The organism is Methanoregula sp., assembly GCF_050010295.1.
Taxonomy (GTDB): Archaea; Halobacteriota; Methanomicrobia; order Methanomicrobiales; family Methanospirillaceae; genus Methanoregula.
This window is the reverse complement of the sequence record NZ_JBEKLH010000003.1, coordinates 81,875-107,697: the sequence shown is the minus strand read 5'-3', so window position 1 is coordinate 107,697 and position 25,823 is coordinate 81,875. Positions and strand designations below refer to the sequence as shown.

Genomic DNA, 25,823 nt, shown 5'->3' with positions numbered 1-25,823 from the left:
ACATATTAGGTATTGATGTTTGATGTGGTGACAGGCGGGGCCGGGTTTATCGGCTCGCATCTGGTTGACACGCTCGTTGCCCAGGGCAACGAAGTCCTCGTAATTGATTCGCTCTGTTCCGGGCGAAGGGAGACAATAGCCCGGCATATCGATTCCTGCAAGGGAAGGTTTGTGCAGAAAGATCTGCTTGGCGACGGCTGGCAGGATTCAATCAGGGGTGCTGACAGACTTTTTCATCTCGCGGCGGACCCCGATGTGCGCCAGAGTGCCGTAAACCCGGACCCGACGATGCAGAACAATATCATGGCCACGTACCGGGTCCTTGAAGCCATGCGTCAGCACGGGGTTCCCGAACTGGTGTTCACCTCCACGTCAACGGTATATGGCGATGCCGCGGTAATCCCAACACCAGAAAGCTATACCCCGCTCGAACCGATCTCGGTCTATGGCGCGAGCAAGCTCGCGTGCGAAGCGCTGATCTCCGCGTACTGCCACTCGTTCGGGATGAAAGCGTGGACGTTCCGGTTTGCGAATATCATCGGTTCCCGGAGCGGGCACGGCGTTATCACCGATTTTATCCTGAAACTCAGGAAGGATCCCGCTGAGCTGGAGATCCTCGGCGACGGGAAGCAGACCAAGTCCTATCTTGAGGTGCACGAATGCGTTGCGGCGATGCTCTTCGCGGTCGGAAAGGCCCGGGGCACCGTCAATACCTTCAATATCGGGTCGGAAGACTGGATCGATGTCAAGAGTATCGCGGAGATCGTTGCGGAAGAGATGCACCTGACCGGGACAAGGTTCAGGTTCACCGGAGGCGACCGTGGCTGGGTTGGGGATGTGCCGAAGATGCAGCTCTCCATCGACAGGCTCAAGGCGCTTCGCTGGAAGCCCCAGACCGGTTCACGGGAAAGCGTCCGGATCGCCGTAAGGGACATGCTGGCAGAACAGCAGCACGGCGTATCATGAAATATATTGTTGTCTGCGGGGACGGTATGGCTGACGAGCCGATCGCGGAGCTCGGCGGGAAGACGCCACTCGAATATGCGAGGATACCGAATATGGACCGGATGGCGAAGGAAGGCGCCTGCGGGATGCTCAGCACCATCCCCGACAATTTTGAGGCGGGCAGCGATATCGCGAACATGTCAATCCTCGGGTACGCCCCGGAGAAGTATTACACGGGAAGGGGTCCGCTTGAGGCACTGAACATGGGAGTAGACCTGGCTCCGGGCGATGTTGCCTACCGCTGCAACCTCGTAACGGTCAATGACGGGATTATGAAGGACTTCTCTGCCGGGCATATTTCCAGCGCTGAGGGGACGGCACTACTGGCTTCCCTCCAGGGAGCACTCCCCGGCGTTTTGCTGAAAGCCGGGATCAGCTATCGCAATCTCCTTGTTGTCCGTAACGGCAGGGGGGCAGAGACTGCGCCGGCTCATGATATTATCGGGGAAAAAATAACCGATCACCTGCCTTCCGGAGGTGACGCGGAGATACTCCTAGGCTCCATGGAGAAAAGCCGCGAGGTATTCCACGATCATCCGGTGAATGCTGCAAGGATACATGCAGGAAAAGCCCCGGCCACCCAGGTCTGGCCATACAGCGGGGGTAAAAAGCCGGCATTCCCGCTGTTTAATGAAAAATATGGTAAAAAGGGAGGAATAATATCGGCTGTCGACCTCCTCAATGGGATCGGCCGCTGTGCCGGCATGGAGATAATTATGGTACCGGGAGCGACCGGCTATCTGGATACAGACTACGCAGCGAAGGGACGGTATGCCCTCGACGCGATCAGGCACCTCGACTTCCTCTACCTCCACATCGAGGCCCCGGATGAGGCGGGGCATCTCGGGAGCATAGAAGAGAAGGTGAAGGCGATCGAGAATGTTGACGGAGTCATCGGCATGATCCGGGAACAGTTCGATGGTGTCCTTGCGGTGCTCCCCGATCATCCCACCCCTATACGAGTGAAGACCCACACCCGCGACCCGGTGCCGTTTGCGGTTGTCGGGAAAGGGAAAGACGGGACTTCAGAATTTTCGGAAAAATCCGCCCGATCGGGCGGGCTTGGAACGAAAAAAGCAACCGGTTTCCTTGAGTTCCTGTTCTCATGAGGAGTGCGGCATCAGTCCCCTGCATCATCACGGTTCAGTGGGGGTAACTTTCATCATCTGCCGCACCCGGCTCGTTTTTGTGTTTCATGTCCATGGGGATATAGATTTGGACGGGAATCGCATCCTTCTGGAACCTTTATCGTATTTAACCCGGAATATCCAATGCAGTTATTACCGATCGCGTAGAGGTGTAGTGAGATGAAAAAGAACCTGCTGATGTGGGACGAGACTCTCTTCCGCGACCCTGAAGTGCTGGAGATCGATTATGTGCCCGATCAGTTCGAGTTCCGGGACGACCAGATGCGCGAGCTGGCATTCCAGATCCGGCCAGGCATGAGAGGCGGCAGGCCCCTGAACACGGTCTGCAAAGGCCTTCCCGGCACGGGGAAGACCACCAGTATCCGGAAACTCTTTTCCGAGATCGAGGAGACGACCAAGAAACTGGTACCGGTCTACATCAACTGCCAGATCGATAACACCAAGTTTGCCATCATCTCCCAGATCTTCAAAAAGCTCGTGGGGCACCTCCCCCCTTCAAGCGGCACCTCGTTCAAACAGGTCTTCGATGCCGTGGCACGACACCTGAAGAAGGAAGAGATTGTCCTCCTGGTGGCGCTGGATGATGCAAACTATCTCCTGTACGAAAACGAGATCAACAAAGTGCTCTACACGCTGCTCCGCTCCCATGAGACGTACGAAGGTACCCGAATCGGTGTCATCGTGATCATAAGCGACATGGATATTGACCTCACCCGTGCCGTTGATGCCCGGGTCGCATCAGTCTTCCGCCCGACCGAGATCTACTTCCCGCCCTACGGGGACAAGGAAGTCCGCGAGATCATGAACGCCCGGGTGATGCAGGGGCTGTTTTCCGGCGTCCTTTCCGAGGAACTCCTCGACCTTGTTGTGGAACAGACCCTGAAAAGCGGGGACCTCAGGGTAGGTATTGACCTCCTGAAACGGGCGACCCTGAGTGCAGAGAGGGCCGCACGGCGCACTATCGAGCGTGAGGACATCTGCGGAGCGTACGAGATCTCAAAATATCTGCACCTTGCGTATACCGTAAAAACCCTCAAGGACGACGAGCGTCACATCCTCAGATCATTTGCAGAGAGGAGTGCAAAGGCGCATGAGATGAACGCGGGTGAGGTGTTCAAGGCAATCAAGGAACCGCTTGCCATAGGGTATACCCGGTTTTATGAGATTGTGAAGAAGATGGATGCTATGCGCCTGATCAATCTGGAGTACCGGGAAGGGAAAGGACGGACGCGGGTCATCACGCTCCGTTATGACCCGGCAAAAGTGATCGAATATCTTTCCTGAGACAGGATCATTTTGAAAAATATTAATTATCCCAAAGCCCTCTTTTTATGAGACAGGGGTTTTTTATCATGCTGAGTGTTAACGAACTGGCACTGGAAATTTTTGATAACCTCGCCGACCTGGCCGAGGAATTCAACTGCGCTTATCATGAACTAGACAATGGCGCACGGATCGTAGATTGCGGGGTAAGCGTCCGGGGCGGCTACGCAGCCGGGAGGGCTTTCACCGAGATCTGCATGGGCGGTCTCGGCGAAGTGAACTTCCGGATGGGGCAGATCAAGGAATTCCCGATGCCCTTCATCGACGTGAACACGGACTTCCCGTCCATCTCGTGCCTCGGCGCGCAGAAGGCCGGATGGACAGTCAAGGTGGGCAACTACTTTGCCATGGGAAGCGGCCCGGCCCGGGCTCTCTCGCTCAAGCCAAAACACACCTTCGAAGTCATCGAGTATGAAGATGACTACGACTGCGCCGTGATCTGCCTTGAGAGCGACCACCTCCCGAATGCGGATGTGATGGAGAAAGTCGCGGAGGAATGTCACATCGATGTGGCGAATGTCTGCGCGGTTGTCGCCCCGACCGCTTCGATCGTGGGTTCCATCCAAGTCTCCGGGCGCTGTGTCGAGACGGCGATCTACAAGCTCAACGAACTCGGGTTTGATACAAAGAAGGTCGTCGCCGCCATGGGAACAGCTCCCGTCCCGCCGGTCAAGAAAGACGCGACGAAGGCGATGGGAACCACAAACGACGCGACGATTTACCATGGCCGCATCATGCTCACAATGAAGGCACCCGAGATCAAGGATTATCTCGAGAAGATCCCGAGCAATAAGTCCAAGGGCTACGGCAAGCCGTTTTACGAGATCTTCAAGGAAGCCAAGTTTGACTTCTATCAGATCGACACTTCGCTCTTCTCTCCGGCAGAGGTTATCATTAACGAGCTTACTGATGGTGTCGTATATCACGTCGGTGCGGTCAACCCCGAAGTCACCCTGAAATCGTTCGGGCTCCAGTAACAATACCCTATTTTTTGGCTCCGAAGAGATCACAAGAAAATTCTCTTAACACTCTTTGGGGCTTCGGCATGTTGAATCTCGAAGAGATGAGACATGAGAAGAACCTGCAGGGTTCTTCGAACAAAGGCTCCGCAGTCCAAGATTTTCGAATGAAAATCTTCTCCACAGCCTTCGGCTGTCCCCGCCTCTGCGGCAGCTCGAAAATGTCGAAACATTTTCTCGAGCATGCCATGCCTTTGGCGATGGCAGCATCCCCTATATTGATATAGTCCCTCAGAAGGTTAGTTAAAATCCCGCCGAAAATGGGGTCGAAGATTTACTTTATAAATCTTCTCCTCTTCGATGTCTGAAAACCTCTCAGAGATTCAAGGGAAGCACCCCTTGTGTTGCTCCCCCCTCTGGTGGAGACTGCTGTTCACGAATGGAAGAGCAGGCTTGAGAAGAATTCGGAGAGTTCTTTGATTTGAGAGAGGGGGTCACACTCATAATCGTTGAAGAATATAAATGCATCACATGATAAAATAGAATTTCTGCAGAGCCTATTTTTCTGCGTTTTTTAGCTTCTTGATCAAAAAAGAGAGACGGGCAAGGTTATCCCTTTTGAAGTGAGAGTATTTCCGGATCGCGTAAGGAGAGATTGCCTTTCCCGTGGCAGATCATTTCAGATCGTATCCGTCTCTCGACTTTACGTGTCCTATTCTGGACTCGCCATTATTGTATCTCGTATCTGAATTAATTTTATTCATGGAGTATCCCACTAATAATTCTCCAGAACAATGACAGACTCATTTGAGAATCCCGAAAATTGTGGATGATTATCAAATTTTCCAAAAAGTGTCTTCATTCGTTCCCTTTCCTGTTTATCAGGAACGGCAGGAGCATAACGATTGCGATAATCACAAGGACCTGCAGGAAAAAATACAGGAGTTCTTCATGACTCTGGTCATAGAACCTGAGGTCAAACGAAAGGATTTTATTCCATTGCACGGTTGTGGAATTATCCGGGTGCCGGGTGACGTTTGCCCCCGTGCTGATTCCTGCCAGCAAAGGGTTACGGATATCGAATTCCTGAGGTATCGTTACATTCACGTTGTATGGCACTTCAAAGGAAGCCTGGAGATCATTATTGTTCAGAGGTGCGATGTATGAAACGGTATAATTCCCCGGTTCAAAGGTGATGGATGCGGGACTCCCCCAAGGTCGGTTCCAAGCGTATGTACAGACTGAACACTTCTCGCCTGACAAATTCACGTTCCCTACATTGACAGGGACATTTTCACCCATGAGCCCAATACTTGCGAACTGGTAACTGGCGGTATCGTTAATCTCAATCGCCGCCTGGTAAGCGGTACCATTGGGAAAAACAACGTAGTCTGCTGACAACGCTCCTGCTGACGGGATTACAGCAAGTGCGATTACAACTGCAGTGCAGAGAGCAGCGAAGGTATGTCTGCATCGATCTCTGTCGGAGGCTCGCATTGTTTGATCACCGTTTCAGGATCTTTCAGGAGATGGCCGGTGACTACGCAGACTATCCGCTCATCCCGATCAATCATGCCGGATTCAGCCAGTTTCCGTATACCCGCTACAGAGGCGGCAGATGCCGGTTCGACACCGATGCCCTCCTTGCGTGCAAGGTCCCGCTGCATTCGCAGGATCTCTTCATCGGTTACCGATTCTGCAAGCCCACCAGTATTCCTGATGGCCGTGAGGGCTTTTTCCGCATTCACCGGTGCTCCGATGCGTATTGCCGTTGCTACGGTCTCAGGATGCGGTTCAGGCACTACTACAGAAAGGTTTTCACGGATTGCACGGACGATGGGGCTTGAGCCCAGTGCCTGGATGCCGGTCATCATAGGCAACCGGTCAATGAAATCAAGTTCCTTCAGTTCCATCAGTCCCTTATAGACTGCCGAGATATTGCCTGCATTCCCCACAGGAAGTACAAACCGGTCCGGCACATCCCCCAGCTGGTCGACGGCCTCGAAACCGATAGTCTTCTGCCCCTCGAGCCGGTACGGGTTGATGGAGTTCAGCAGGTAGAGGCCGTGTGATAGGCAGAGATCGTGCGCCATCTCGAGAGCACGATCAAAGTTGCCACGGATTGAGATGACTTTTGCGCCGTGCATGAGTGCCTGCGCTACCTTACCCACAGCAACTTTCCCTGCAGGTAAAAGGACGACGGCAGGGATGCCGGCTTTTGCCGCGTATACCGCAAGGCTTGCCGATGTATTTCCGGTACTTGCACATGCGACACTCTTTTTCCCGAGCTGGAGTGCCATTGATACTCCCACCGTCATGCCCCTGTCCTTGAATGAACCGGACGGGTTCATCCCCTCATGTTTCGCGTACAAATGGGGAATTTCCATCTCCTTCCCAAGTCTTTCGAGATGGTAGAGTGGAGTGCCCCCCTCGTGCAGCGTAACCGGATTGATACGAACCGGCAGCAGTTCCCGGTATCTCCAGACGGAGAGTGGCCGCTTGTTCCATTCTTTTTTATTAATATTGAGTTCATCGATCGGATATTTCACAGCAAGAAGGTGGCCACATTTTTTACAGTTGTACAGGATCTCGTCAGCGGGATAGGTTACTCCACAATTGACGCATGCGAGATGATACATGCAGTAGTATTGGTCTTTTCATTACATATAGGAATGCAGCTTTCCGGCATGGTGCCAGACTCGTCAGAATTGTTTATTCCTTTAAACGACTGTATCGAATATTCTATACGGACAACCTGCGATAGATCTCATCTTTCCGGTCCTTTTGGGCGGGAAAAGATTGTCTGGCAGTCTCAACAGCAGACACGTCAAGATCGCAAAAGAGCAGCTGTTCTGCATCGTTTGCACGGCTGATTATTGTCCCATCCGGGTCTGCAGTCATTGAAGATCCAGAGTATGAATCAACCGGTGTTGTGCCGGTTGCATTTATACCAACAACATACATCTGGTTCTCGAGTGCCCGTGCTTTGATGAACAATTCCCAGTGATGAATGCGGTTTTCCGGCCATGCAGCAGGAACAAGAACCGCATGAACGCCTTTTTTTGCATAGAGTCTGAACAGGTCCGGGAACCGCAGGTCATAACAGATGGCAATCCCAAACTTGAGTGAGCCCAGCGTGAACATGCCCAGCTCGGTACCTGGGGCAAACCTGGTATGTTCATTCCTGTGACTGAACAGGTGCATCTTTGCATAGGATGCGATGATCCTGCCGTCCCTGTCGATAGCGACTGCAGTATTTTTTGGAAAAGGATCATGTCGCTCGCGAAGCGACCCCAGGATGCCGATCGCGTTCTCTTTGGCATAATCCCTGAGAGTGGATATGATATTCCCATTGAGCGCCTCTGAATTTTTATTCGATTCCGGGTCCCAGCCGGTTGCGAACTGTTCAGGAAAACAGATGAGCGCAGCGCCGGAAACTGAGGCATGCCGGATGATTACTTCAACTTTTTTTAACGTTTTTTCCGGGTCTTCCCATATGCCCGCGATCTGTGCACTGCATATCCTGACAACTGGGTCTTTTTCCATAAAGAAGCCTTTTCAGATTGGCGGGGGGCTTTTTGGAGTGCTGACGACGATCATGATGGCACTCATCACGATCAGGACGGCAGTTGTGAAAAGGAGAAAGGGAGCCATACTTATGGTAATCCCTAGGAGCAGTGCCGCCATGATGGTGCCAGCAGCAGTAATACTGCTCCCGATAAGTACCAATCCGACCGATGTTAAGTCCCAGTCACTCATGTTTAGCCTCCGGTGATCAGGGGAAATGCCATTTTGATGCCGTTAATGACAAACTGCACGGCAATGGCGATGAGCAACATACCCATCAGGCGGTTGATCGCCCGGTACTCCCTCTGGCCAATTCTTTTCATGATATAATCTGAATTCCTCATCATATAATAGGTGATCGCGATCGAGACCATGATGGAGCAGAACACAACACTAATGGCGACTGGTGTGAAGACGAGTGCCTCGTTCATCAGCACAATTGTCGTGGTTATCGCCCCCGGCCCCGCGATCATTGGGATAGCTAGAGGCATGATGGCGACGTCATCGTTATCTCTCGACTCGTACCTCTCTGTTGCCGTAAGTTTGGTCCGGGATGTTTTTGCATACACCATCTCCATCCCGATTCCAAACAGCAGGATCCCCCCGGCAATCCGGAATGCCTCAAGAGTTATTCCGAAAAGCTGGAGAATCCAGGTACCAAGGACTGCGACGAAAAGCAGGATCAGGAGGGCGAACCGGCAGGCCTCCTTTGCAATGGTCTCCCGTGCAGGCTTGTCAAGATTTGAGGTCAGGGAAACATAGATCAGGGTCGAGCTGAGTGGATTAACAATAATCAGCATCGAAGAGAGCGACAACAGTGTAAAACTGACAAAGTCCCCTGCCATTAAGGATAGTGCAGCGTTAAAGGATAATAGAGATTATGGTGGAAAAAGAATCCGGGTTAGTATTCATACAACACGGACTCATCAATCCGTGTATAGGTGAATACTTCGTTGTTTTTGAAATGGATGCCGATCTCCCGGGATGCGCTTTCAGGGGAATCGGATGCGTGAATCACGTTCCTACCGATATCAATGCCGAAGTCACCACGGATCGTGCCGGGTGCTGCTTCCTGGGGGTTCGTGGAACCGATCGCCTTGCGTACGATCGCAACCACGTTCCTGCCTTCCCAGACCATGAGGAAGCAGGGGCCTCCCATGATATACTGCTTAAGCGACGGGAAGAACGGTTTTGAAAGGTGCTCCCTGTACTGTTCGGTCACCCGCGGCTCCGGTAATCTTTCGAACCGTGCTGCGATGAGCTTGAGCCCTTTTGCCTCGAGCCGGGAAACAATCTCGCCAACAAGACCGCGCTGGACCCCGTCTGGCTTGACCATTACAAAGGTGCGGTCCATGGCAGGATCACTCCTTGTTTGCCGCTTTCCTGCCGGCGTTCGTCCACTGGACACGGCGCGGTACACGGCCGAGCTTGTGATTGTTCTGGCACTTCGTGCTGCAGAAGTAGAAGATGGTACCGTCTTTCTTCACGAACATCTTGCCGGTGCCGGGCTCGAGCTGGCTTCCACAGAAACTGCAGACATGTTGTTCTACCATCTTTTACCGCCTCGAAAGTTTCTTTGCCTCACGCTCGGTTTCAAGAAGCATGACGATATCTCCTTCACGGATCGGGCCTACCGTGTTGCGGGTAATGATCCGTCCTTTGTTGCTGCCGTCAAGGATGCGGCATTTTACCTGCATTGCCTCTCCATGCATACCGGTTGAGCCAACAACCTCGATTACTTCCGCTGGCGTTGCATCATCTGCCATGATGAAACCTCACGCCTTCAGCGCGGCAAGCTGCTTGGCAAGATCATCGATCGATTCTTTTGCTTTGCCGGGCTTGACAATTGCAGCTGCGGCTGAGCCGACGTCGAGGCCGCTTGCGGCGCCGATATCGTTCTGCTTGTTGATGAAAATATAGGGAACCTTCTTCTCTTCGCAGAGTGGTGCCAGGTGCATCACAATCTCTTCGGGTTCTACATCAGCACCAATCAGCACAAGCGCTGCAATACTGCGCTCAATGGCTTTTGTTGCCTCGTTGGAACCTTTCTTGATCTTGCCGGTATCTCTTGCAACTTCAAGGGCTTCGAGTGCCTTGTTCTGGAGCTCCTCTGGAGCCTGGGTTTTTACGTAACCTTTTGCCATAACTCACCTCATTCAGGAGTAGAATGCTCCTTCATTACTCATCAGTCAGCAATGATGTAGCCATATCAATTCGACAGGAACGGAAATAAATGTTTGTGAATATGGGGTGGTGACCGGCAAGGCCGTCAACCCCTGCCCGGGAAAAACTCGACGGGAATGTCAGCCCGCAAGCCGGTAGATATCCGTGTTGTCTGCAGAATAAATATTCACAAGGCCCGTTTGCGGAAGACTGACATTGTATTGTTCGCGCTCCGGATCACCGACATAGAGCAGGGTTGCATTGTATCTTTTCATGAGCTGGACAGTCTCGTTAGGCTGTTCGTAGATTGCCTTCACATCGGCTTCCCTGATGCTCAGCCAGCCGTTATCATCGCCCCTCCACATGAACTCATGGAATGGCTGGCCCAGGATGGTAGGAATTCCCGTGAATGACGAGATCCGCGAGTAGTATGAATAATCTCCCTCTTCAGCTTCAACGATGCGTTCGTCCCCGGGTAGTGCCCTTAGGTACGCGACTCCTCCTGCATCCCCGGGATGAGTGACTGAGAGATATGCAAGTCCGTCAAGGGTCCCGGTCCCATATCCTGCGTTATACTGGATCACAAATGGCAGTGCAAACAGGATCAAGATAACCGTGAAGGTCATAACAGCGGTTTTGCGGGAAGAAAAAACAGGAATCTTTTTCCAGTCCGCTATTTTTTGCGCTACCATCTGGAAACTGGAGAGGCCGAGCATCAGCCACGCGGGAAGGTAACACTTGAAGACCGTATTCATCCGGAAATACGTGTCCCCCATATTGTCCTTCAGGTAGACCAGCTCGCAGAGGATGACGATTGCAAGGCCTGCCATAGCGAGGATACCGGGGAAATCCTGCTCTTTTCGGGCAAGTAAATAGACGAGGGGAACTACTGCAACAGCTGCGGCAAGATAACCCGTGATGACAAACGGCACTACCGCGAGAAGAAGGATTGGGCGTTTGAGGATCTCACGATGGAGGACTGCGATAAAGATGGCAATGAACAAGCCGTTGACAAGCAGAAATTCCGGGACGCTGGATGATAATGAGGCAGGCACAATCCCGATCCCCCCGGTATTGGTCTGGAGCTCAAGGTAGAACGGCAGATAGCACAGGATGGCAAGGAAAGGGATCACGCAAAGATAGAGCCATGACGCGATGCTGCGAAGGGAGGTCCTGTTCCTCCAGAGAATCAGCAGACCGAAGAGCAGAGTTATGGGTGCGTAGATTAACACGTCCCATGTATTGATCAGCGGCATGGATCCGAGACTCAATGCAGACAAAATGCAGATGAGCCATTTTCCCCGCGAATCGAGAGATTCCCACCGTTTGTATGCGAAGAGGAGCAGGAATATCAGGGAGACCTGGTTGAAGATGGAGACAACATGGGCGTGGACATCCCCCCAGATGAATGAGAAAAACGGGTATTCGTTGATCGTATTTGCAATTGTCCGCGTACTGTCCCATAGGATGGAAGTCAGAGGCTCACCGAGTGCCAGGTTGTAAAAGAAAGAAGGATTCGGCAGGAAGAATATAAGCAGCGTAACCCACCGAAACCGCTCGAGCAGCAGGGTTCCTATCGCGTATGTGACTACTCCGGCAAGAGCGAAGACTGTCGGCAAAGCTAGGTTGAACGCAACATTCGACGGGACACCACTGGTAATTGCCAGGCACCCGAACATCCAGTACCCGAGATAATAATATACATTAAGGGTGCCTCCTGAAAACCAGGGATCGAGCGGAGGTACAACCGGGTTTCGTATCACGGATGCAAGAAACCCGTGGTCCATGAATTTCTCAGCGTACGAGATGGTTGGGTTTACAAACCTCACATCCAGCATGAGGAAGAAGAGGATAAGGAAGAGTGCCACCCAGTGCCATTCACCTTTCAGTTCCTTGATCCGGTAGTTGCGATGGAGAAGATGCCAGACAATGAGAGCAAGGAATGGCACAAGTGCTACCTGAACGGGAATTCTGGCAAGGCCGCAGTACCATGATACAATGGTGAATGCGAGCACCGAGACCGGAAACGCGATGGGAAATGAAAACGCGCCAAACGTCTTTTTCAATGAAGGGTACACGGAAAGCTGTAACAGGAAGAGGACAACCAGCCAGCTGGCAACGGAAAATATCTGCTGTTCAGGAGTCAGGTTCTTTCCCCCCTCCGAATTTTTCAGCAAGCGCCTCTTTTATGCTGGGAACCACCCAGTCCCCGAAATAGTAAATCGATATGACTCCCCCGACAAGGGTAACAAGGTTTTTGATAAGGTGATCAATCACTGCGATCAGGGTGGCAATTGCCGGGGCAACACCGGCGAGCTCGAAGGTTATTGCCAGGAAGAGCTCATAGGTGCCGATGCCCCCCGGAGTAAATGGGACTGCCTTGAAGAGATTTCCGATGACGACGGCAAGAACGATGACTGCAAACGGAATCTTCTGTTCAAACATCATCACGACAGCAACACATGCCAGGATGTCCAGCAGCCAAGCCCCCGCAGATGATATTCCCAACAGCGCGAGGGATCGCTGGCTGAGTGACGCACGCTTTATTTCGTGAAGCATGTTGAGAATAATAACGAGATATTTATTGCGGGATGAGAACTTTCCGATAACCAGGAGAACTCCAAAAAATATCACTCCCGCCGCCAGAGGTACGATAATAAGTGTTGTAAACCAGGACGGTGCGTTGAGGACAAAAAACAGTGAGATCGCACCAAGAAATGCTACGGTAACGACATCAAAGACCCGTTCAACGACAAGGGATGATATACCCTCCGAGTACGTAGTGTTGTATTCGTGCTTAAGGATGAAGACCCGTACGAAATCCCCCAGCCTGGCCGGGACAACGAGATTGACGGTCTGGCTGACGAAAATGCAGGCAGTTGAGACCTTCACACTCACTGAGTAATTGAGGCTTTTGAGGATCGTATGATAGCGCCAGCCGCGGAGCCACCAGGCACAGAGACAGATCCCAACTCCAACAACGAGGTATTCCGGAATGATATTCTGGAGTGCGACGAGGAGCTGGTCCCTGACGCTGTACAGCATATACCCGATTATACCGATGGCTACCAGTGTCGGGACAACAATTGCGCTAATCTTTCGATACATGGATCTGCCACCAGAGTCTCATGACTGCCGAACCCATTTCAAATACATCTCTTGGTCTGACCGTCGTTCCTTTTCCCGCACGCCATTGCACAGGAAATTCCCGGACACTGTAGCCTTTTTTCTGGGCCCGGACAAGAATCTCCGTATCCCAGAACCAATGGTTATCGCGTACAGCGGGGAGAATGGGGAGAATACGTTCACGGTTAAACGCCTTAAAGCCGCACTGGTGATCAAAAACCCTGCTCCCAAGCAGGCTACGTACTAGGAAATTATAGGACCTGCTGGCAACTTCCCTCCCCCCGCTTCGGACAATATCGCTATCCGGCATGAGCCGAGACCCTGTGGAAATATCATATCCATGGCGGATAGCGTCGATCAGTTCCGGCAGGTGATGAATGCCAGTTGCGAGATCAACGTCATAATAACATATGATACTCCCCCGTGCATCGCGGATAGCCCTGTTCAATGCCCGTCCCCTTCCTTGTCTTTCATCACTATGAAGGAGATGTATCCTGGGATCCTGCCTTTTGTATTCAGTGACAAGTTCTGCACTGCCATCGGAGCTTCCATCTTCAGCAATAAGTATCTCAAACGACAGGGTGATTTCCGAAAGGGATTTTATTGAAGCCGGGATGGCAATTTCCAGAGATTTCCGGTCATTAAAAACCGGAATAATCGCCGTTACTTCAGTTCCTGTCATGGACGCTCCGCTGCCTGATCGTTTCAGCAACTTCCAACCCGGCCCTTACGGATCCCTCCATACTTCGCTCGGGATAATTCGTTGCTGAAAACATCCCCGCTGAATACATGCCCGCATTTTCGTAACCCCGGATGAGTGACCGGTACCCCGTGGTATAGACCGGACCAGCCCAAGGATCTACGGCAATCCTGTGCCAGTGGATCTCGTGTCCGGCTACAGAAAAACGCCGGCAAAAGTCCATAAGCATTCTCTCATCCAGCTGAGGGGGTACGAGTCCAGAGAAGTATGATGCAAGATAGATAAGATGCTCACCGTATCGTTCCCGGGGAATGAAATTGGTATGAGTGACGACTGCACCATAGGGTGCAGGATCTTTCATATTCAGCCAGTAGATGCCATCGGTAACCTCTCTGTCCATGGCAAGAGTCATGCAGGCGGCACCTTGGTAGGGGATGTGAGAAGTTGCAGGTCCCCCGAGCCGCTCCAGTTCCTGCGGAGGAATTGTGGAAACCGCTGCATCATACCGGGTTCCGTTCATCTGCCACGAATTTCCTGTATGGGTCAGATTACTGACAGGCTCCTGCTTGTGAATTCTTCCACCTTTGTCAGAAATTGCGGATTCCAGTGCTCCGATCACCTGGTGAAATCCCCCTTTGAGATATCCGAGCCGCTCCCCTGAAACACTTCGATTAGAACGGATAGCAATGCGGCTGAAAAGCCATGCAGCGGAGACTTCTTTCCTCTGTTCACCGAATTTACTTTTCAGGAGGGGTTCAAAAAAAGAGGAGTAAATATTCGTACCTAGGTTTTCAATGATGTACTGGTCTGCAGGGATATCGTCGAGAGTGCGGAGATCCCTTTTCTTTGCTCTGATAGTAAGCCAGGCAAGTTTTGCCTTATCGATGATAGTGAGTTCCGGATACTTGAGGATCTCCAGTGGTGTGTTCAGGGGAAAAATTCTGGATTGTGCGAAATATCCCGTCGTACCCGTCCACCATTCCAGTTTATCGGAAAGGCCTATTTTTTCAAGGAGTGAAAAGAGTGCCGAATTCCCTGAAAAACAATGGTGATAGTATCGCTCGATCCAATAATCCTTCATATTGTATGAGGAGAGACAACCCCCGAGATGAGGCATTTTTTCAAAGAGATCAATCTCGTGCTCTCCCGCAAGTGCATGCGCTGCGACAAGACCGGTCAATCCCCCTCCGATAATTCCTATCTTCATAGTGATGATCTATAGTACTTTTCAGAGCGAAATGAAAAAGGCTCCGGAAAAAAAGCCGGAATTATGTATGCCACCTCGGAGATATTATAAGAAAGTTTTTGTATTGCCGAGATAAAGGTTCATATCAGCAAAAGGACTTAAAAGAATTAAAATAAATAATTATCTGTTAGCCCATTGGATGGTGTCACCGGATGCGGGTATTTTTCATAGGTTTTGGTCAAGCGGGCGGCAAAATTGTCGATATGTTTATCGAGCAGGATAAGAAGCTCGGTACAAACAGCTTCCGGGGAATTGCAGTCAACACTGCGCGAACGGATCTGATGGGTTTAAAGAATATCGAAATGAAGGACCGCATCCTTATCGGACAGACAATGGTAAAAGGTCACGGTGTGGGCACCGACAACGTGACCGGCGCCCGCGTCACAGCTGATGAAATCGACAGCATCATCAGTGCGATTGATATGCGGGGAACACATGATGTGGATGCATTCGTCATTGTTGCCGGCCTTGGTGGAGGGACCGGGTCCGGGGGATCACCGGTACTTGCCCGGCATCTTAAACGCATCTACCGGGAACCTGTCTACGCCCTCGGTATTATTCCCGCGCCTGAAGAAGGGAGACTGTACTCATATAACGCCGCACGAAGCCTGACAACTCTGGTGAATGAAGCTGATAACACCTTTATTTTTGATAACAGTGCCTGGAAAAACGAGGGTGAAAGTGTCAAGTCCGCGTTCCAGCGCCTGAATAATGAAGTTGTAAGGCGGTTTGGGGTACTCTTCCGCGCCGGCGAGGTGAGCCGGATGGGCGTTGGGGAAATGGTTGTTGACTCCAGTGAAATTATCAACACTCTCCGTGGCGGGGGGATTACATCCGTTGGATATGCCGTAAGTGAAGTCATGAGCAAACGCACAAAACAACAACGGGGAATTCTCGGTGGACTGAAGGATAAATTTGGTGGCAAGCGGGAAGCAAATGAGGAAGTGCTGATGGGTGAAGACCGGTCTGCGAAGATAGTTGCCCTTGTACGCAGGGCAATGCTTGGCAGATTAACATTACCCTGCGATTACTCCACGGCAGAACGTGCGCTTGTCCTCCTTGCCGGGCCTCCGGATGAGATGGATCGGAAAGGTGTAGAGAAGGCGAAGAGCTGGGTAGAAGAGAATATTGCCGGTGTAGAAGTCCGTGGAGGAGATTATCCGGTGAACAGTGAATACGTCGCGGCTGTCGTAATGCTGGCAACTGTTGGCAACGCACCCAGAATCAAGGAACTTCTCGATATCGCTAAAGAAACAAAGGAAGATGTTATTAAGTCAAAAGAGAAAAAATCGAGTATGTTTGAAGAAGGTATTGATCCTTTGTTCGAGTGAGGTTGATGATGAAGGGATTAGTGAAATGGATTATACTTGCGATAATTCTTATTGTGTGCATTCCGATAGTATCTGCATTCACTGTTACAGGTGTCACCATAAATCCTTCGGGATCTTTGACACCAGGGACCCCGGTAACGGTCTCGTTACAGGTTGAATTTTCAGCGTCTTCAGGGGAAACGTTCCCTTCCGGCGATGATCTTCAATTCATTACTGATTTGACCAGCCCACAATGGACATATACCATTGTTCTTGATGGTGTTGATAATCCAAGGCCTCAGAGCACATCCCGTTCACTCGATTTAAGTGGTTTTGAACTTTCCTATCCATCAACGGTTGATGAATCTCTTCAGATCACTCTCCAAGGAACGGCCCCTTCCGTTGATCAAACTACCAATAAAACAATAATCACGGTTCAGGAAAATGACCAGAACGGCAATCTTATCGCAAGCTCCGTATTCACCCAAACCACGATGGTGATAAATGTTAATGATGTAGCGACAGCAATATCCGGGATAAAGAATAAACTCACAACATTCAGATCAAATATTGACGAAAAGGCTGCAATGGGGATTGATACCAGTGCCGCTGAATCAAAATATAGTGAAGCATCTAGTGATATTAATGCAGCTGCAGCTCTCCCCTCCACGCAATATTCTGCTGCTTTGAATGATTTAACCGCTGCACAGACGGCAATCGATGCCGGGGGAAATGCACTCGACCTCGCTTGGGCAAACGAAGAAGTTGCAGCTGCTCAGACGCCGATAACAAATGCAGATGCGGTAATCGCATGGTTTAAAGGTAACCAGACCACCGCAGATGACCCCCAGCTCGGTGCCATTATTGCGATGCGAGAAGTTGCTGTTGGCTATATCTCGAGTGCCAACGATTTTATCACCAATGGACAATATGATCAGGCCCGGGCAAAAGCAGAAGCAGCATTTACGGAAGGCAACCAGTCTTACACGAATGCCCTCCAAAGGCAATATACACTTATGCACAGTGGAATTGATATCGGCGGGATGATCTCCGGAATCTTTAAATCCGGGGTATTGGTGGTCGTTGTCGGTATTGTTGTAGTAGTCCTGATCGGGGTTGGAATTGTCGTCTATCGCAAACGTTCACGATGGGATGAACTGGGTTAATCCGTTTTTAAAATTCTCTTTTTTATAACCAGAGAATTCAGGTCCGTAATTCAATACGTATGGCGGAGACCGGATCTCTTCCAAGTACAAAGCAGACTTGCAGGTAGTTCTCTATGATTTGGCATTTGTTGATATCAAAAAATTGAGATATTTTTCATCATTTCTTATTTCCGAATAGAACGAGACATGTTTATATTATTTTTTGAGAGTAAAAACATCAATATTGATACTGCCCATCTTCCCATCGCGGTGAATATAATAATCGAGAAGTCTGTCTTCGTTATCATAAAAAGAGAACCAATAATCCAGTTTATAGGTCGTTTTATCATAGCCTTCAATCGATGGGTAGCTTTCAGTATCGTGAAGGATAATTACCCCCGGATTATTTTGTGTTAAGCTGGCAATTTCAGGAAGATCGTTGTACAATTGAATTTTATCCAACCAGCGATGACCACGATAATACCACGGGAGAGGCCAATAGTCTTTCGATGCGATGACGACACGATCCGAAGCGTCCATCAACTGCATTACCTGACGGAGATCTTCCGAGTTCTGGACCTGGACAATCGGTTCGTTGATATCCGCTGGAATGAAAGCGACATGCCATGTCATGGTAATAAGGAAAATACATCCAATAAGTGCGATTGCAGTCTTTTGCCAGTTAATCTTGTACACTGCAACAAAGCACATCGGTAGGAGCTGATGAATCAGAAGCCAAGGGACTTTCTCGCCAACGTAGGCATAGAATGCCATGGTGAGGATCATCCAGTAAATACAGAATCCGAAAAAGAGATCGGATTTTGAATGTATCTCATCTCCCCTTTTTAACTGTTCCAAGCTGACTGTCGCAAGTTCTTTGGTTGAGAGAGCAAACCCTCGGTGCAGTACCCAGTTTCTGGTCTTTTTTACTAGTACTAAAATATCCTCTCCAGCCAGGAGGTACTGGAAAGTCCCGATCATTGCGAGGATAAAAATCGGAAGTTCATAGAGCAGGTAAAGAGGGATATAAAAAAACCAGGGCCCGCCAAGACGCTGCTCGTTACTCATTGAGCTCCAGTGAACAACAGCCTGGTACCACCCGGTTGTATCTGCCTCGAAATGGACTCCGGTGACAGATACCTGAAAGTTTTGTCCTACGAGAGTCTCCGGATGGAACCCGAATGCTGAGTAGAGGAGAGCCGTTAGTGCAACAACAAGAATTAAAAAAATAATGCTGTGTTTTTTCCAATGAGATGGAAGGACCAGACGACCTCTCCAAACAGCATAGAAGAAAAATGAAGCAAAAATAATCAGAATTACTGGTGTCTCCTCTTTGCAGCACAGAGCCCCCGCGGTTGCAATCGCCGCAATTATTGCAAACCTGATCTTTCCACGGTCAAAATAATAGAGAAGGGATACAAGAAGCAGGAATGTGAAAAAGAGCATAAAGATGTCATGCCTGAGAAACCGGGAAAAATATACCATATCCGGGGATATGGCGAGAAATAACGCCGCGAGAAGTGTCTGATTCTTATTGATATACCCAAGACGATAGACATAATACACAAGCGGTATCAGGAGGGCTCCAAAGAGGGCGGGAAGAAGACGAGCGACGAGGTCTGAAGCTCCGAATAATGAGAACATCCCCGCTGTAACATAATAAAGGAAAGGTCCATGATAACTTGGATCATATACCCATGTTCCTTGGGTGAGTAACTGAAAAGAGAACCAGGAATGAATTGCTTCATCATGATGAAGTAACTTGAGATCGAGCTGCCAGAAACGCAGAAAAATTGCAATGAGGATAATTAATAAAAGAACTCTCTCAAAAGTGAATACCTGTTTGAGTTTACTGGAAAAATGAGCGGCCTGTTTCACGCCGCACCTTCAACTTTCTAAAACTATCTCAATGCCAATATCTTTTGGCACCTGGATGCGCATTAACTGGCGGAGTGCACGTTCATCGGCATCGATATCAATGAGGCGCTTATGTACACGCATCTGCCAGCGATCCCATGTTGCGGTCCCTTCTCCATCCGGACTCTTCCGTATCGGCACAACCAATCTTTTGGTTGGGAGGGGTATCGGGCCGGCCAGATTCACACCTGTGCGTTCGGCAATCTCCCGGATTCTGTCACAGACCATCTCTACTTTCTTGAAGTCTGTCCCTGTCAGGCGAATTCTGGCTTTCTGCATGTTGTTCACCAAAAATAATATTATCTCATCTGTTTCGGCTGAATGGCGATGCACATTCCAGCGGCGATCGTTGAACCCATATCACGGACAGCAAACCTGCCGAGCTGCGGGAGTTCCTTGACATTCTCAATGACCATCGGTTTCGTTGGCTTGATGACAACAATGGCGGCATCACCTGATTTAAGAAATGTCGGGTTTTCTTCCTTGGTCTGACCGGAGCGTGGGTCGAGCTTCTTCTTGAGCTCGATAAATGTACACGCAGTCTGGGCGGTGTGGCAGTGGAAGACCGGAGTATAACCTACCGTTAGTGCACTCGGGTGCTGGAGTACGACAATCTGTGCAGTAAACTCATCGGCAACCGTTGGCGGGGCATCTGCGGGTCCACAGACATCACCACGGCGGATATCTCCTTTGCCGATACCACGGACATTGAAACCGACGTTGTCACCGGGTACTGCCTGGGGTATCTCTTCATGGTGCATTTCGATGGACTTGATCTCTCCATCCTTGTTGGCAGGCATGAAGGAAACTTTCATCCCCTTCTTCATGATACCGGTTTCAACACGGCCGACCGGAACTGTGCCGATACCGCTGATGCTGTACACATCTTGAATTGGGAGGCGGAATGGTTTGTCGGTTGGTTTGTCGGGCTCTTTGAAGGTGTCAAGTGCCGGAATGAGTGCCGGGCCTTTGTACCAGGGCATTTCTGGACCGACTACCTTAATGTTTGCTCCGCCAAGGGCACTGATCGGGATAAAAAGAGTCTCATCGGGTTTATATCCGACCATCTTGATGAGATCGGAGAGGTCCTTCTTGACTTCGTTGAACCGCTTTTCATCGTATTTTACTGCGTCCATCTTGTTGATGGCGATAATGATCTGAGTAATACCAAGGGTTCTTGCAAGGAATACATGCTCCTTGGTCTGTTCCATTACCCCATCTGCGGCGGCGACAACGAGGATTGCAGCGTCAGCCTGGGAGGCACCGGTAATCATGTTCTTGACAAAGTCTCTGTGTCCTGGGCAATCCACGACCGTGAAATAATACTTCGGCGTATCAAACCGCTTGTGGGCAATATCGATTGTGATACCTCTTTCACGTTCTTCCTTGAGGTTGTCCATAACCCATGCAAACTCAAAGGTTGCCTTGCCCTTGGACTCGGCCTCCTTTCTGTAGCCTTCGATAATGTGTGCAGGTACTGCACCGGTCTCGAACATCATTCGTCCGACGGTGGTAGACTTTCCGTGGTCGATGTGGCCGATTACAGCCAGATTCATATGGGGCTTGTCAGATGCCATTTAATTGATCCTCCAAATGTACGGGACTGTCCGCTTACAGTCAGTTTATGCGAGTATTACTTATATGAGACCCAACTATATAAAGCATTTCGATTTGCGAGAGCATTTTTCCGATGTAAATAAACATCGACATTATGATATCTGATGCTTGAATATCTTCATTATGAAGATTCTGCCACTTCAGCGGGATGAAAAAAAGAGCCGGGTTACGGTAACCTGTGCTGAGGGTGACGTTTCGGTCTACAGCCACTGCGCGTATTGTAAGCACTGTAAGGGAGTTCAAACGACAAGCCGGATAGTACCCACACCTCAGACGCAGGCACTAAATGATATGAAACGTGGATCCGCAGCAGATGAAAACCTGATGAATGCAGCAATGATGTTCAACTCACTCATCCGGGATGGGACCGCGATTCAATGCGAAGATGATGCAGGACATGGATATGAGAGATTATATTGACTCTTTCCCATGTGTGTTTTGATATTGATATCATAGTTTTTACATCTGAATCTTTATTTAAAACTGTCAATTTGCTATTATACCATCTTTTATTGTCTGCCTTCGATAACCCGATATGGAAAGATATTTTTGCGGTTAACACCTAGGTTGGATTTATCTACTTAAAATTAATTTTAATCTAAAAAATTTGGGGGAGGGTCCTGTTTTCGATCGCCCGTCGCTAGATAAGTGCTATCGCGAGAATCACGCAGGCACGGGTGATCTCATTTGAAGCACCGACTACATCGCCGTTTACCCCTCCAAAGAGATGCTTGGAGATAACAACCAGCACTATCGGACAAAGGAACATCACGATGAGAGATCCGAAGATCTTTATCGGTTCTACAGGCAGGAAAAAAAGTGGGAGGCAAAGGAGTAAAGACAAGAGAGGGAATGACTTCTGGGAGAATTTGTGAAGATAGCTGTGTATCCCCTCACGAAATGGAGTTCCGTACGTTGTTAAAAAAGACATGGAAAACTTTGCGCAGACCTCGCCGGTAATTATCGCAACAATTAAAGAAGGGGACTCCTGCAGCCCCGCAAATAAGAGGATTGTAATTGTTATCCCAAGTGCTAAAGCTCCGGCCCCGATATTCCGGTCGAGCAAGGCCTTCACCCTTTTCTCTCTGTTCCCATGAGCCATCAGGCCATCACCAAAATCAAGCAATCCGTCGAAGTGGTGAGCACCGGTGATTAACATCAACATTGCAATAGCGATTGCCGCAGCAACTGTCCGGTCAGCAATAAAGAACACCGGTAGTGCTACGATCAATCCGATGATGTAACCTGCAAGAGGATAAATATAGGAATGCCTGCCGAAATTTTCAAGATCCTCTACCTTACCCAAAGGCAATACTGTTGTAAATTGCAGGAGAGAAATAACAGGTTTCATAAACATTCGCCATACAAGCGTGATGTACAACCGGCGATCAGTCCTGCAATGGCATCATCGAGAAATGGTCCTAATCTTGCAAGGATGCCGGGTTTTTTTTGATCGTAACGGGTAAATTCGAACCGTGCATAGGTACCTCCAATGCACTCAGCGATGGCCATACCAATGATTTCATCACTTAGCAAAAAAATAGGATCATCAGCAATTTCAGAATTTTTTCTTTTTTTATAAAGTTCATCTTCAAGGAGAATTGCTCCGAGAATCAAGGAGGCGACATTTGGATCATCAAGATATTTTTTTATTTTATGCTTGATTTCAACTGCCGCCAGATCCTCCGGCATTCCATGAGAGACGTACAATCCCATGGCTGCAGTGACAATGTCATCAAGTGTGATTCCATTATCTCGTAATCGCTGTTCGATCTCAAACATATGAATAAGAGTTGGATTTTTTGGACTATTATATCGTTGTGGAATTTTTAACCGATATCTCTAAACTGAAAGAACGGTGATGTATGAGTTGATAATTATGGGGTTCTTTTCAGCCATCTGTCCTGTTACGTTTGATAAACCACTATTCTGCAGCATTCTTGGCAATACTCTGCTTTCGACCGTTCCAGGAATCTCGGGTGCAGGTCCCACACCGGAAAAAACTCTTTTAACCCCAATACTTGATGCGGAACTGATTACATTCGGCACTATAAAAAGTCAGCCGATAAAACCGAATACTCCAACTGGTTGTCCGACTCCAGCAACCATAACCCGGGCAATGATGGAATTGACCGGGTTGCATCCGGTTTTCATTAATTCGGGTCTCCAAAATCAGCCGACAGTCCCTTGTATCGACGCTTATGGGAATGTTGGGGAGGATCCGCGTTTTCGAGATGCCGTACCTCATGCACGGAACCTTTTCCGCCAAGGGGAATTGATAGGTAATTTTCTTTCTGCATATAGTGACCTTCTTGTGCTTGGTGAGTGCGTGCCTGGGGGAACCACGACAGCATTGTGTGTGCTCCGTGCATTGAATTATGATGCCGCTGTTAGCAGCAGTTTTACAAACAATCCTGTTACGAAAAAAGATGAGATATGCCGCCTAGCACTTAAACGAATCAGCGATGATGAAGTGTCACTGCCACTTGATATAATCAGATATACTGGTGATCCCATGATGCCGGTTGCTGCAGGAATCGCACGTACCTATGCAGGTAATATTATCCTAGCCGGTGGAACCCAGATGCTTGCGGTAAGTGCAGTGATAAAAGCTATTGGAGGGTCACTCCCTAACATAGTAACGACAACATATGTCAGAGATGACCCAACGGCTAATGTTGTTCATCTGGCAAAACAGATTGGAATAGGTATATCCTATGTGGATCCGGGCTTTGGCGACATCGGGCATATCGGGCTTGCAAGATATTGTATTGGTGAGGTAAAAGAAGGGATGGGTGCCGGTGGAGCGATGTGTCTTGCTTACCTCCTTGGTTATAGTCCTGAAGCAATCAGAAGTAAGATTCTTACAACCGTAAATACCTATAGTTGAACAGACTTAATAGGATCTCAAAACAAACCTCAGACTAATGCTTCCTATCTATATTGTCAATAACTTCGGGCAATTTAATCATCTTATCCTTCGGACACTCCGTGATATGGAAATTGACGCTACAATGATTCCTAACTCAACTCCCCCACAAAAAATAGCGGAGGACTGTAGAGGAATAATTCTGGGCGGGGGTCCATCTTTAGAGCGTTCCGGTAATTGTGATACCTATCTTGATCTTGGACTGCCGGTTCTTGGAATCTGCCTCGGGCTCCATATAATCGCAGTAAAATTTGGTGGGGAAGTGCATACCGGGCGAAAAGGAGGGTATGGACCGGTCGATGTAGATATTTGCGAACATAATGATATCCTGAAAGGTTACCCGGATAAGATAAGTGTTTGGGCATCGCATGCTGATGAAGTTACTAAGATCCCAGAAGGATTTACACTCCTTGCTCATTCATCCATCTGCGGTGCAGAAGCGGTTGCTTTTCAAAAAATGCATATCTATGGACTTCAATGGCACCCGGAAGTAAGTCATACGTTTGAGGGAAAACGCGTTTTTGAAAATTTTAACCAAATAATTCTTGATACTCTGTAATCCATGTGTTTTATGTCGATCAATTTGCCGTATTAAATATATATTCGGAGACAATAAGGAAGATCATGGAAACCAAAACGTTCATTCTATTTTCATTCATGATTACTGGTGTTCTTTTTTTTGTAACTCCTGTTACTGCAGCGGCTCCAATCAGTACTATCGCTCCTGGAAATACTGTTTTTATTGGCGAACAGGGACTTGATGTAACCTCGGTGATGAACGGGGATTCACAGATCGGATGGTGGGCATCAGGTGCTTCGATCGCAACAAGTTCACCGGACTATACCGTTTCGATATCAGACCTGAAAAATTTCTATGTCTCTCCAACCGATTTCGGATCCCATCAAGGATCATGGTACAGGTTCTCAGCATCAAGCAAGGCAAATGGTACTGCTTTTATTGTTGCCGATCCTCACCTTGGCATCCGTGTTGAAGATTCAACGGTTAATGTTGAGGTAACTGACAAATGGGTGCCATCAGGTGATGATATCAAGTTCAGTATTGAAACAAATCTAGTTCAGATAACGCAGAGAACCGGCGTCAATTCAGTTCCTGTAACAATCTATGTCCAATCTCCGACAGGTGGAACCTTCAACGCTCTTTTGGATTCATCGGGAACGCCCAATTCGATTGTTGACATTCCTGTTACAACCAACCCATTTTCCCCTTCATTCAGCTGGAATACGGGCAAGCGCGATATCTATCCTCCGGGAACCTATTATATCTGGGCAGATTGTGATGTGAATTCCATGAAGGATAATTACGGCCAGATCGGAAAGACTGTCAGCCAGCAGGTTAGTCTTCTCAATCAGGATCAGAACCCCCTGATTGCAAACAGCGGGTATATAACAAATCCCACAACCCAAATCACTGTTATACCCAATCAAATAATCACAGCAATCGTGAACCCTGCGGTTACTTCCTCCCCTTCTATTCAATATACAACCAGTGTTCAAATGGTTAATACGACAGTACTCCCTGTGGCAACGATTTCGAAAACCCCACTTACCAACACACCGATTCAGACAAAATCCACTGGATTTGAGGCGGTTCTTGTGGCATCCTCTATGCTCTTTGCGATAGTCCTCTTTTTCAGGAAAGAATGAAAT

28 protein-coding genes are annotated in these 25,823 nt (G+C 49.2%); 10 read left to right on the top strand and 18 right to left on the bottom strand.

Going from position 1 to position 25,823, the window contains the following annotated elements; translation table 11 throughout:
- Positions 1-15 precede the first annotated feature (15 nt).
- The 4 genes from ABSB80_RS05530 to mch all read left to right on the top strand — a co-directional run bounded on the left by ABSB80_RS05530 (position 16) and on the right by mch (position 4,453).
- Entirely contained in the window at positions 16-966 is a 951-nt protein-coding gene (locus ABSB80_RS05530) for an NAD-dependent epimerase/dehydratase family protein (protein WP_428368978.1), read from the top strand.
- Complete coding sequence (locus tag ABSB80_RS05525) at positions 963-2,114, top strand: cofactor-independent phosphoglycerate mutase (RefSeq protein ID WP_428368976.1); 1,152 nt, start codon at positions 963-965, stop codon at positions 2,112-2,114. The genes ABSB80_RS05530 and ABSB80_RS05525 overlap by 4 nt, the downstream gene beginning before the upstream one ends.
- Positions 2,115-2,312: 198 nt before the next feature.
- On the top strand, positions 2,313-3,437 hold the full coding sequence (locus ABSB80_RS05520) for an ORC1-type DNA replication protein (RefSeq protein WP_428368974.1): 1,125 nt from the start codon (positions 2,313-2,315) through the stop codon (positions 3,435-3,437).
- Between the two features lie 68 nt (positions 3,438-3,505).
- Positions 3,506-4,453, top strand: a complete 948-nt coding sequence (mch, locus tag ABSB80_RS05515; RefSeq protein WP_428368972.1) for a methenyltetrahydromethanopterin cyclohydrolase — start codon at positions 3,506-3,508, stop codon at positions 4,451-4,453.
- Between the two features lie 840 nt (positions 4,454-5,293).
- On the opposite strand, the gene ABSB80_RS05510 is transcribed toward mch, so the two are convergent.
- The 13 genes from ABSB80_RS05510 to ABSB80_RS05450 form a co-directional block, all read right to left on the bottom strand.
- Positions 5,294-5,836 (bottom strand): DUF5803 family protein, encoded by a 543-nt coding sequence (locus tag ABSB80_RS05510; RefSeq protein ID WP_428368970.1) that lies wholly within the window; start codon positions 5,834-5,836, stop codon positions 5,294-5,296.
- Between the two features lie 32 nt (positions 5,837-5,868).
- Positions 5,869-7,074 (bottom strand): threonine synthase, encoded by a 1,206-nt coding sequence (gene thrC / locus ABSB80_RS05505; RefSeq protein ID WP_428368968.1) that lies wholly within the window; start codon positions 7,072-7,074, stop codon positions 5,869-5,871.
- A 103-nt stretch (positions 7,075-7,177) separates the two neighbouring features.
- Positions 7,178-7,981 (bottom strand): nitrilase-related carbon-nitrogen hydrolase, encoded by an 804-nt coding sequence (locus tag ABSB80_RS05500; protein ID WP_428368966.1) that lies wholly within the window; start codon positions 7,979-7,981, stop codon positions 7,178-7,180.
- 12 nt (positions 7,982-7,993) lie between these two features.
- Positions 7,994-8,194 carry a hypothetical protein gene (locus ABSB80_RS05495; protein WP_428368964.1) on the bottom strand — a complete coding sequence of 67 codons (201 nt, stop codon included), beginning with the start codon at positions 8,192-8,194 and terminating at the stop codon, positions 7,994-7,996.
- A gap of 2 nt (positions 8,195-8,196) precedes the next feature.
- On the bottom strand, positions 8,197-8,847 hold the full coding sequence (locus tag ABSB80_RS05490; protein ID WP_428368962.1) for a MarC family protein: 651 nt from the start codon (positions 8,845-8,847) through the stop codon (positions 8,197-8,199).
- Between the two features lie 56 nt (positions 8,848-8,903).
- Positions 8,904-9,356, bottom strand: coding sequence for a nucleoside-diphosphate kinase (ndk, locus tag ABSB80_RS05485; RefSeq protein ID WP_428368960.1), 453 nt, complete (start codon positions 9,354-9,356; stop codon positions 8,904-8,906).
- A gap of 7 nt (positions 9,357-9,363) precedes the next feature.
- On the bottom strand, positions 9,364-9,555 hold the full coding sequence (locus ABSB80_RS05480) for a 50S ribosomal protein L24e (RefSeq protein ID WP_428368958.1): 192 nt from the start codon (positions 9,553-9,555) through the stop codon (positions 9,364-9,366).
- Positions 9,556-9,558: 3 nt separating this feature from the next.
- A complete protein-coding gene (locus ABSB80_RS05475; protein ID WP_428368956.1) occupies positions 9,559-9,768 on the bottom strand; it encodes a 30S ribosomal protein S28e in 210 nt (69 codons plus the stop codon).
- Between the two features lie 9 nt (positions 9,769-9,777).
- Complete coding sequence (gene rpl7ae, locus ABSB80_RS05470; protein ID WP_428368954.1) at positions 9,778-10,146, bottom strand: 50S ribosomal protein L7Ae; 369 nt, start codon at positions 10,144-10,146, stop codon at positions 9,778-9,780.
- A 159-nt stretch (positions 10,147-10,305) separates the two neighbouring features.
- Positions 10,306-12,342, bottom strand: a complete 2,037-nt coding sequence (locus ABSB80_RS05465) for a DUF2298 domain-containing protein (protein WP_428368952.1) — start codon at positions 12,340-12,342, stop codon at positions 10,306-10,308.
- Positions 12,302-13,273, bottom strand: coding sequence for a lysylphosphatidylglycerol synthase transmembrane domain-containing protein (locus ABSB80_RS05460; RefSeq protein WP_428368950.1), 972 nt, complete (start codon positions 13,271-13,273; stop codon positions 12,302-12,304). The genes ABSB80_RS05465 and ABSB80_RS05460 overlap by 41 nt, the downstream gene beginning before the upstream one ends.
- Positions 13,257-13,973 carry a dolichyl-phosphate beta-glucosyltransferase gene (locus ABSB80_RS05455; RefSeq protein WP_428368948.1) on the bottom strand — a complete coding sequence of 239 codons (717 nt, stop codon included), beginning with the start codon at positions 13,971-13,973 and terminating at the stop codon, positions 13,257-13,259. Before ABSB80_RS05455 ends, ABSB80_RS05460 begins: the two co-directional genes overlap by 17 nt.
- Positions 13,960-15,198, bottom strand: coding sequence for an NAD(P)/FAD-dependent oxidoreductase (locus ABSB80_RS05450; protein WP_428368946.1), 1,239 nt, complete (start codon positions 15,196-15,198; stop codon positions 13,960-13,962). Before ABSB80_RS05450 ends, ABSB80_RS05455 begins: the two co-directional genes overlap by 14 nt.
- Positions 15,199-15,389: 191 nt before the next feature.
- On the opposite strand from ABSB80_RS05450, the gene ABSB80_RS05445 reads away from it, so the two are divergent.
- Positions 15,390-16,568: a tubulin/FtsZ family protein gene (locus tag ABSB80_RS05445; RefSeq protein WP_428368944.1), complete on the top strand. Its 1,179-nt coding sequence runs from the start codon at positions 15,390-15,392 to the stop codon at positions 16,566-16,568.
- A 5-nt stretch (positions 16,569-16,573) separates the two neighbouring features.
- Positions 16,574-17,713, top strand: coding sequence for a hypothetical protein (locus tag ABSB80_RS05440; RefSeq protein WP_428368942.1), 1,140 nt, complete (start codon positions 16,574-16,576; stop codon positions 17,711-17,713).
- Positions 17,714-17,908: 195 nt separating this feature from the next.
- On the opposite strand, the gene ABSB80_RS05435 is transcribed toward ABSB80_RS05440, so the two are convergent.
- Genes ABSB80_RS05435 through tuf form a run of 3 tightly spaced genes read right to left on the bottom strand, consistent with a single transcriptional unit; the run spans position 17,909 to position 21,186 of the window.
- Entirely contained in the window at positions 17,909-19,570 is a 1,662-nt protein-coding gene (locus ABSB80_RS05435; protein ID WP_428368940.1) for a flippase activity-associated protein Agl23, read from the bottom strand.
- A 9-nt stretch (positions 19,571-19,579) separates the two neighbouring features.
- The gene (gene rpsJ, locus ABSB80_RS05430) at positions 19,580-19,888 is read right to left on the bottom strand and encodes a 30S ribosomal protein S10 (RefSeq protein ID WP_428368938.1); all 309 of its coding nucleotides are present in this window, start codon (positions 19,886-19,888) and stop codon (positions 19,580-19,582) included.
- A 20-nt stretch (positions 19,889-19,908) separates the two neighbouring features.
- The gene (gene tuf / locus ABSB80_RS05425; RefSeq protein ID WP_428368936.1) at positions 19,909-21,186 is read right to left on the bottom strand and encodes a translation elongation factor EF-1 subunit alpha; all 1,278 of its coding nucleotides are present in this window, start codon (positions 21,184-21,186) and stop codon (positions 19,909-19,911) included.
- 163 nt (positions 21,187-21,349) lie between these two features.
- Between tuf and ABSB80_RS05420 the strand changes: the two genes are divergently transcribed.
- Entirely contained in the window at positions 21,350-21,646 is a 297-nt protein-coding gene (locus ABSB80_RS05420) for a hypothetical protein (RefSeq protein ID WP_428368934.1), read from the top strand.
- Positions 21,647-21,866: 220 nt separating this feature from the next.
- On the opposite strand, the gene cobS is transcribed toward ABSB80_RS05420, so the two are convergent.
- Together cobS and ABSB80_RS05410 are read right to left on the bottom strand one after the other, a co-directional pair.
- Positions 21,867-22,577 (bottom strand): adenosylcobinamide-GDP ribazoletransferase, encoded by a 711-nt coding sequence (gene cobS / locus ABSB80_RS05415; RefSeq protein ID WP_428368932.1) that lies wholly within the window; start codon positions 22,575-22,577, stop codon positions 21,867-21,869.
- Positions 22,574-23,008 (bottom strand): phosphatidylglycerophosphatase A, encoded by a 435-nt coding sequence (locus ABSB80_RS05410; RefSeq protein ID WP_428368930.1) that lies wholly within the window; start codon positions 23,006-23,008, stop codon positions 22,574-22,576. The genes cobS and ABSB80_RS05410 overlap by 4 nt, the downstream gene beginning before the upstream one ends.
- A 97-nt stretch (positions 23,009-23,105) precedes the next feature.
- Between ABSB80_RS05410 and cobT the strand changes: the two genes are divergently transcribed.
- The 3 genes from cobT to ABSB80_RS05395 all read left to right on the top strand — a co-directional run bounded on the left by cobT (position 23,106) and on the right by ABSB80_RS05395 (position 25,820).
- The gene (gene cobT / locus ABSB80_RS05405) at positions 23,106-24,116 is read left to right on the top strand and encodes a nicotinate mononucleotide-dependent phosphoribosyltransferase CobT (RefSeq protein ID WP_428369192.1); all 1,011 of its coding nucleotides are present in this window, start codon (positions 23,106-23,108) and stop codon (positions 24,114-24,116) included.
- Positions 24,117-24,153: 37 nt separating this feature from the next.
- Positions 24,154-24,714 carry a GMP synthase subunit A gene (locus ABSB80_RS05400; RefSeq protein ID WP_428368928.1) on the top strand — a complete coding sequence of 187 codons (561 nt, stop codon included), beginning with the start codon at positions 24,154-24,156 and terminating at the stop codon, positions 24,712-24,714.
- Between the two features lie 65 nt (positions 24,715-24,779).
- Positions 24,780-25,820 carry a DUF3821 domain-containing protein gene (locus tag ABSB80_RS05395; protein ID WP_428368926.1) on the top strand — a complete coding sequence of 347 codons (1,041 nt, stop codon included), beginning with the start codon at positions 24,780-24,782 and terminating at the stop codon, positions 25,818-25,820.
- Positions 25,821-25,823: the final 3 nt, after the last annotated feature.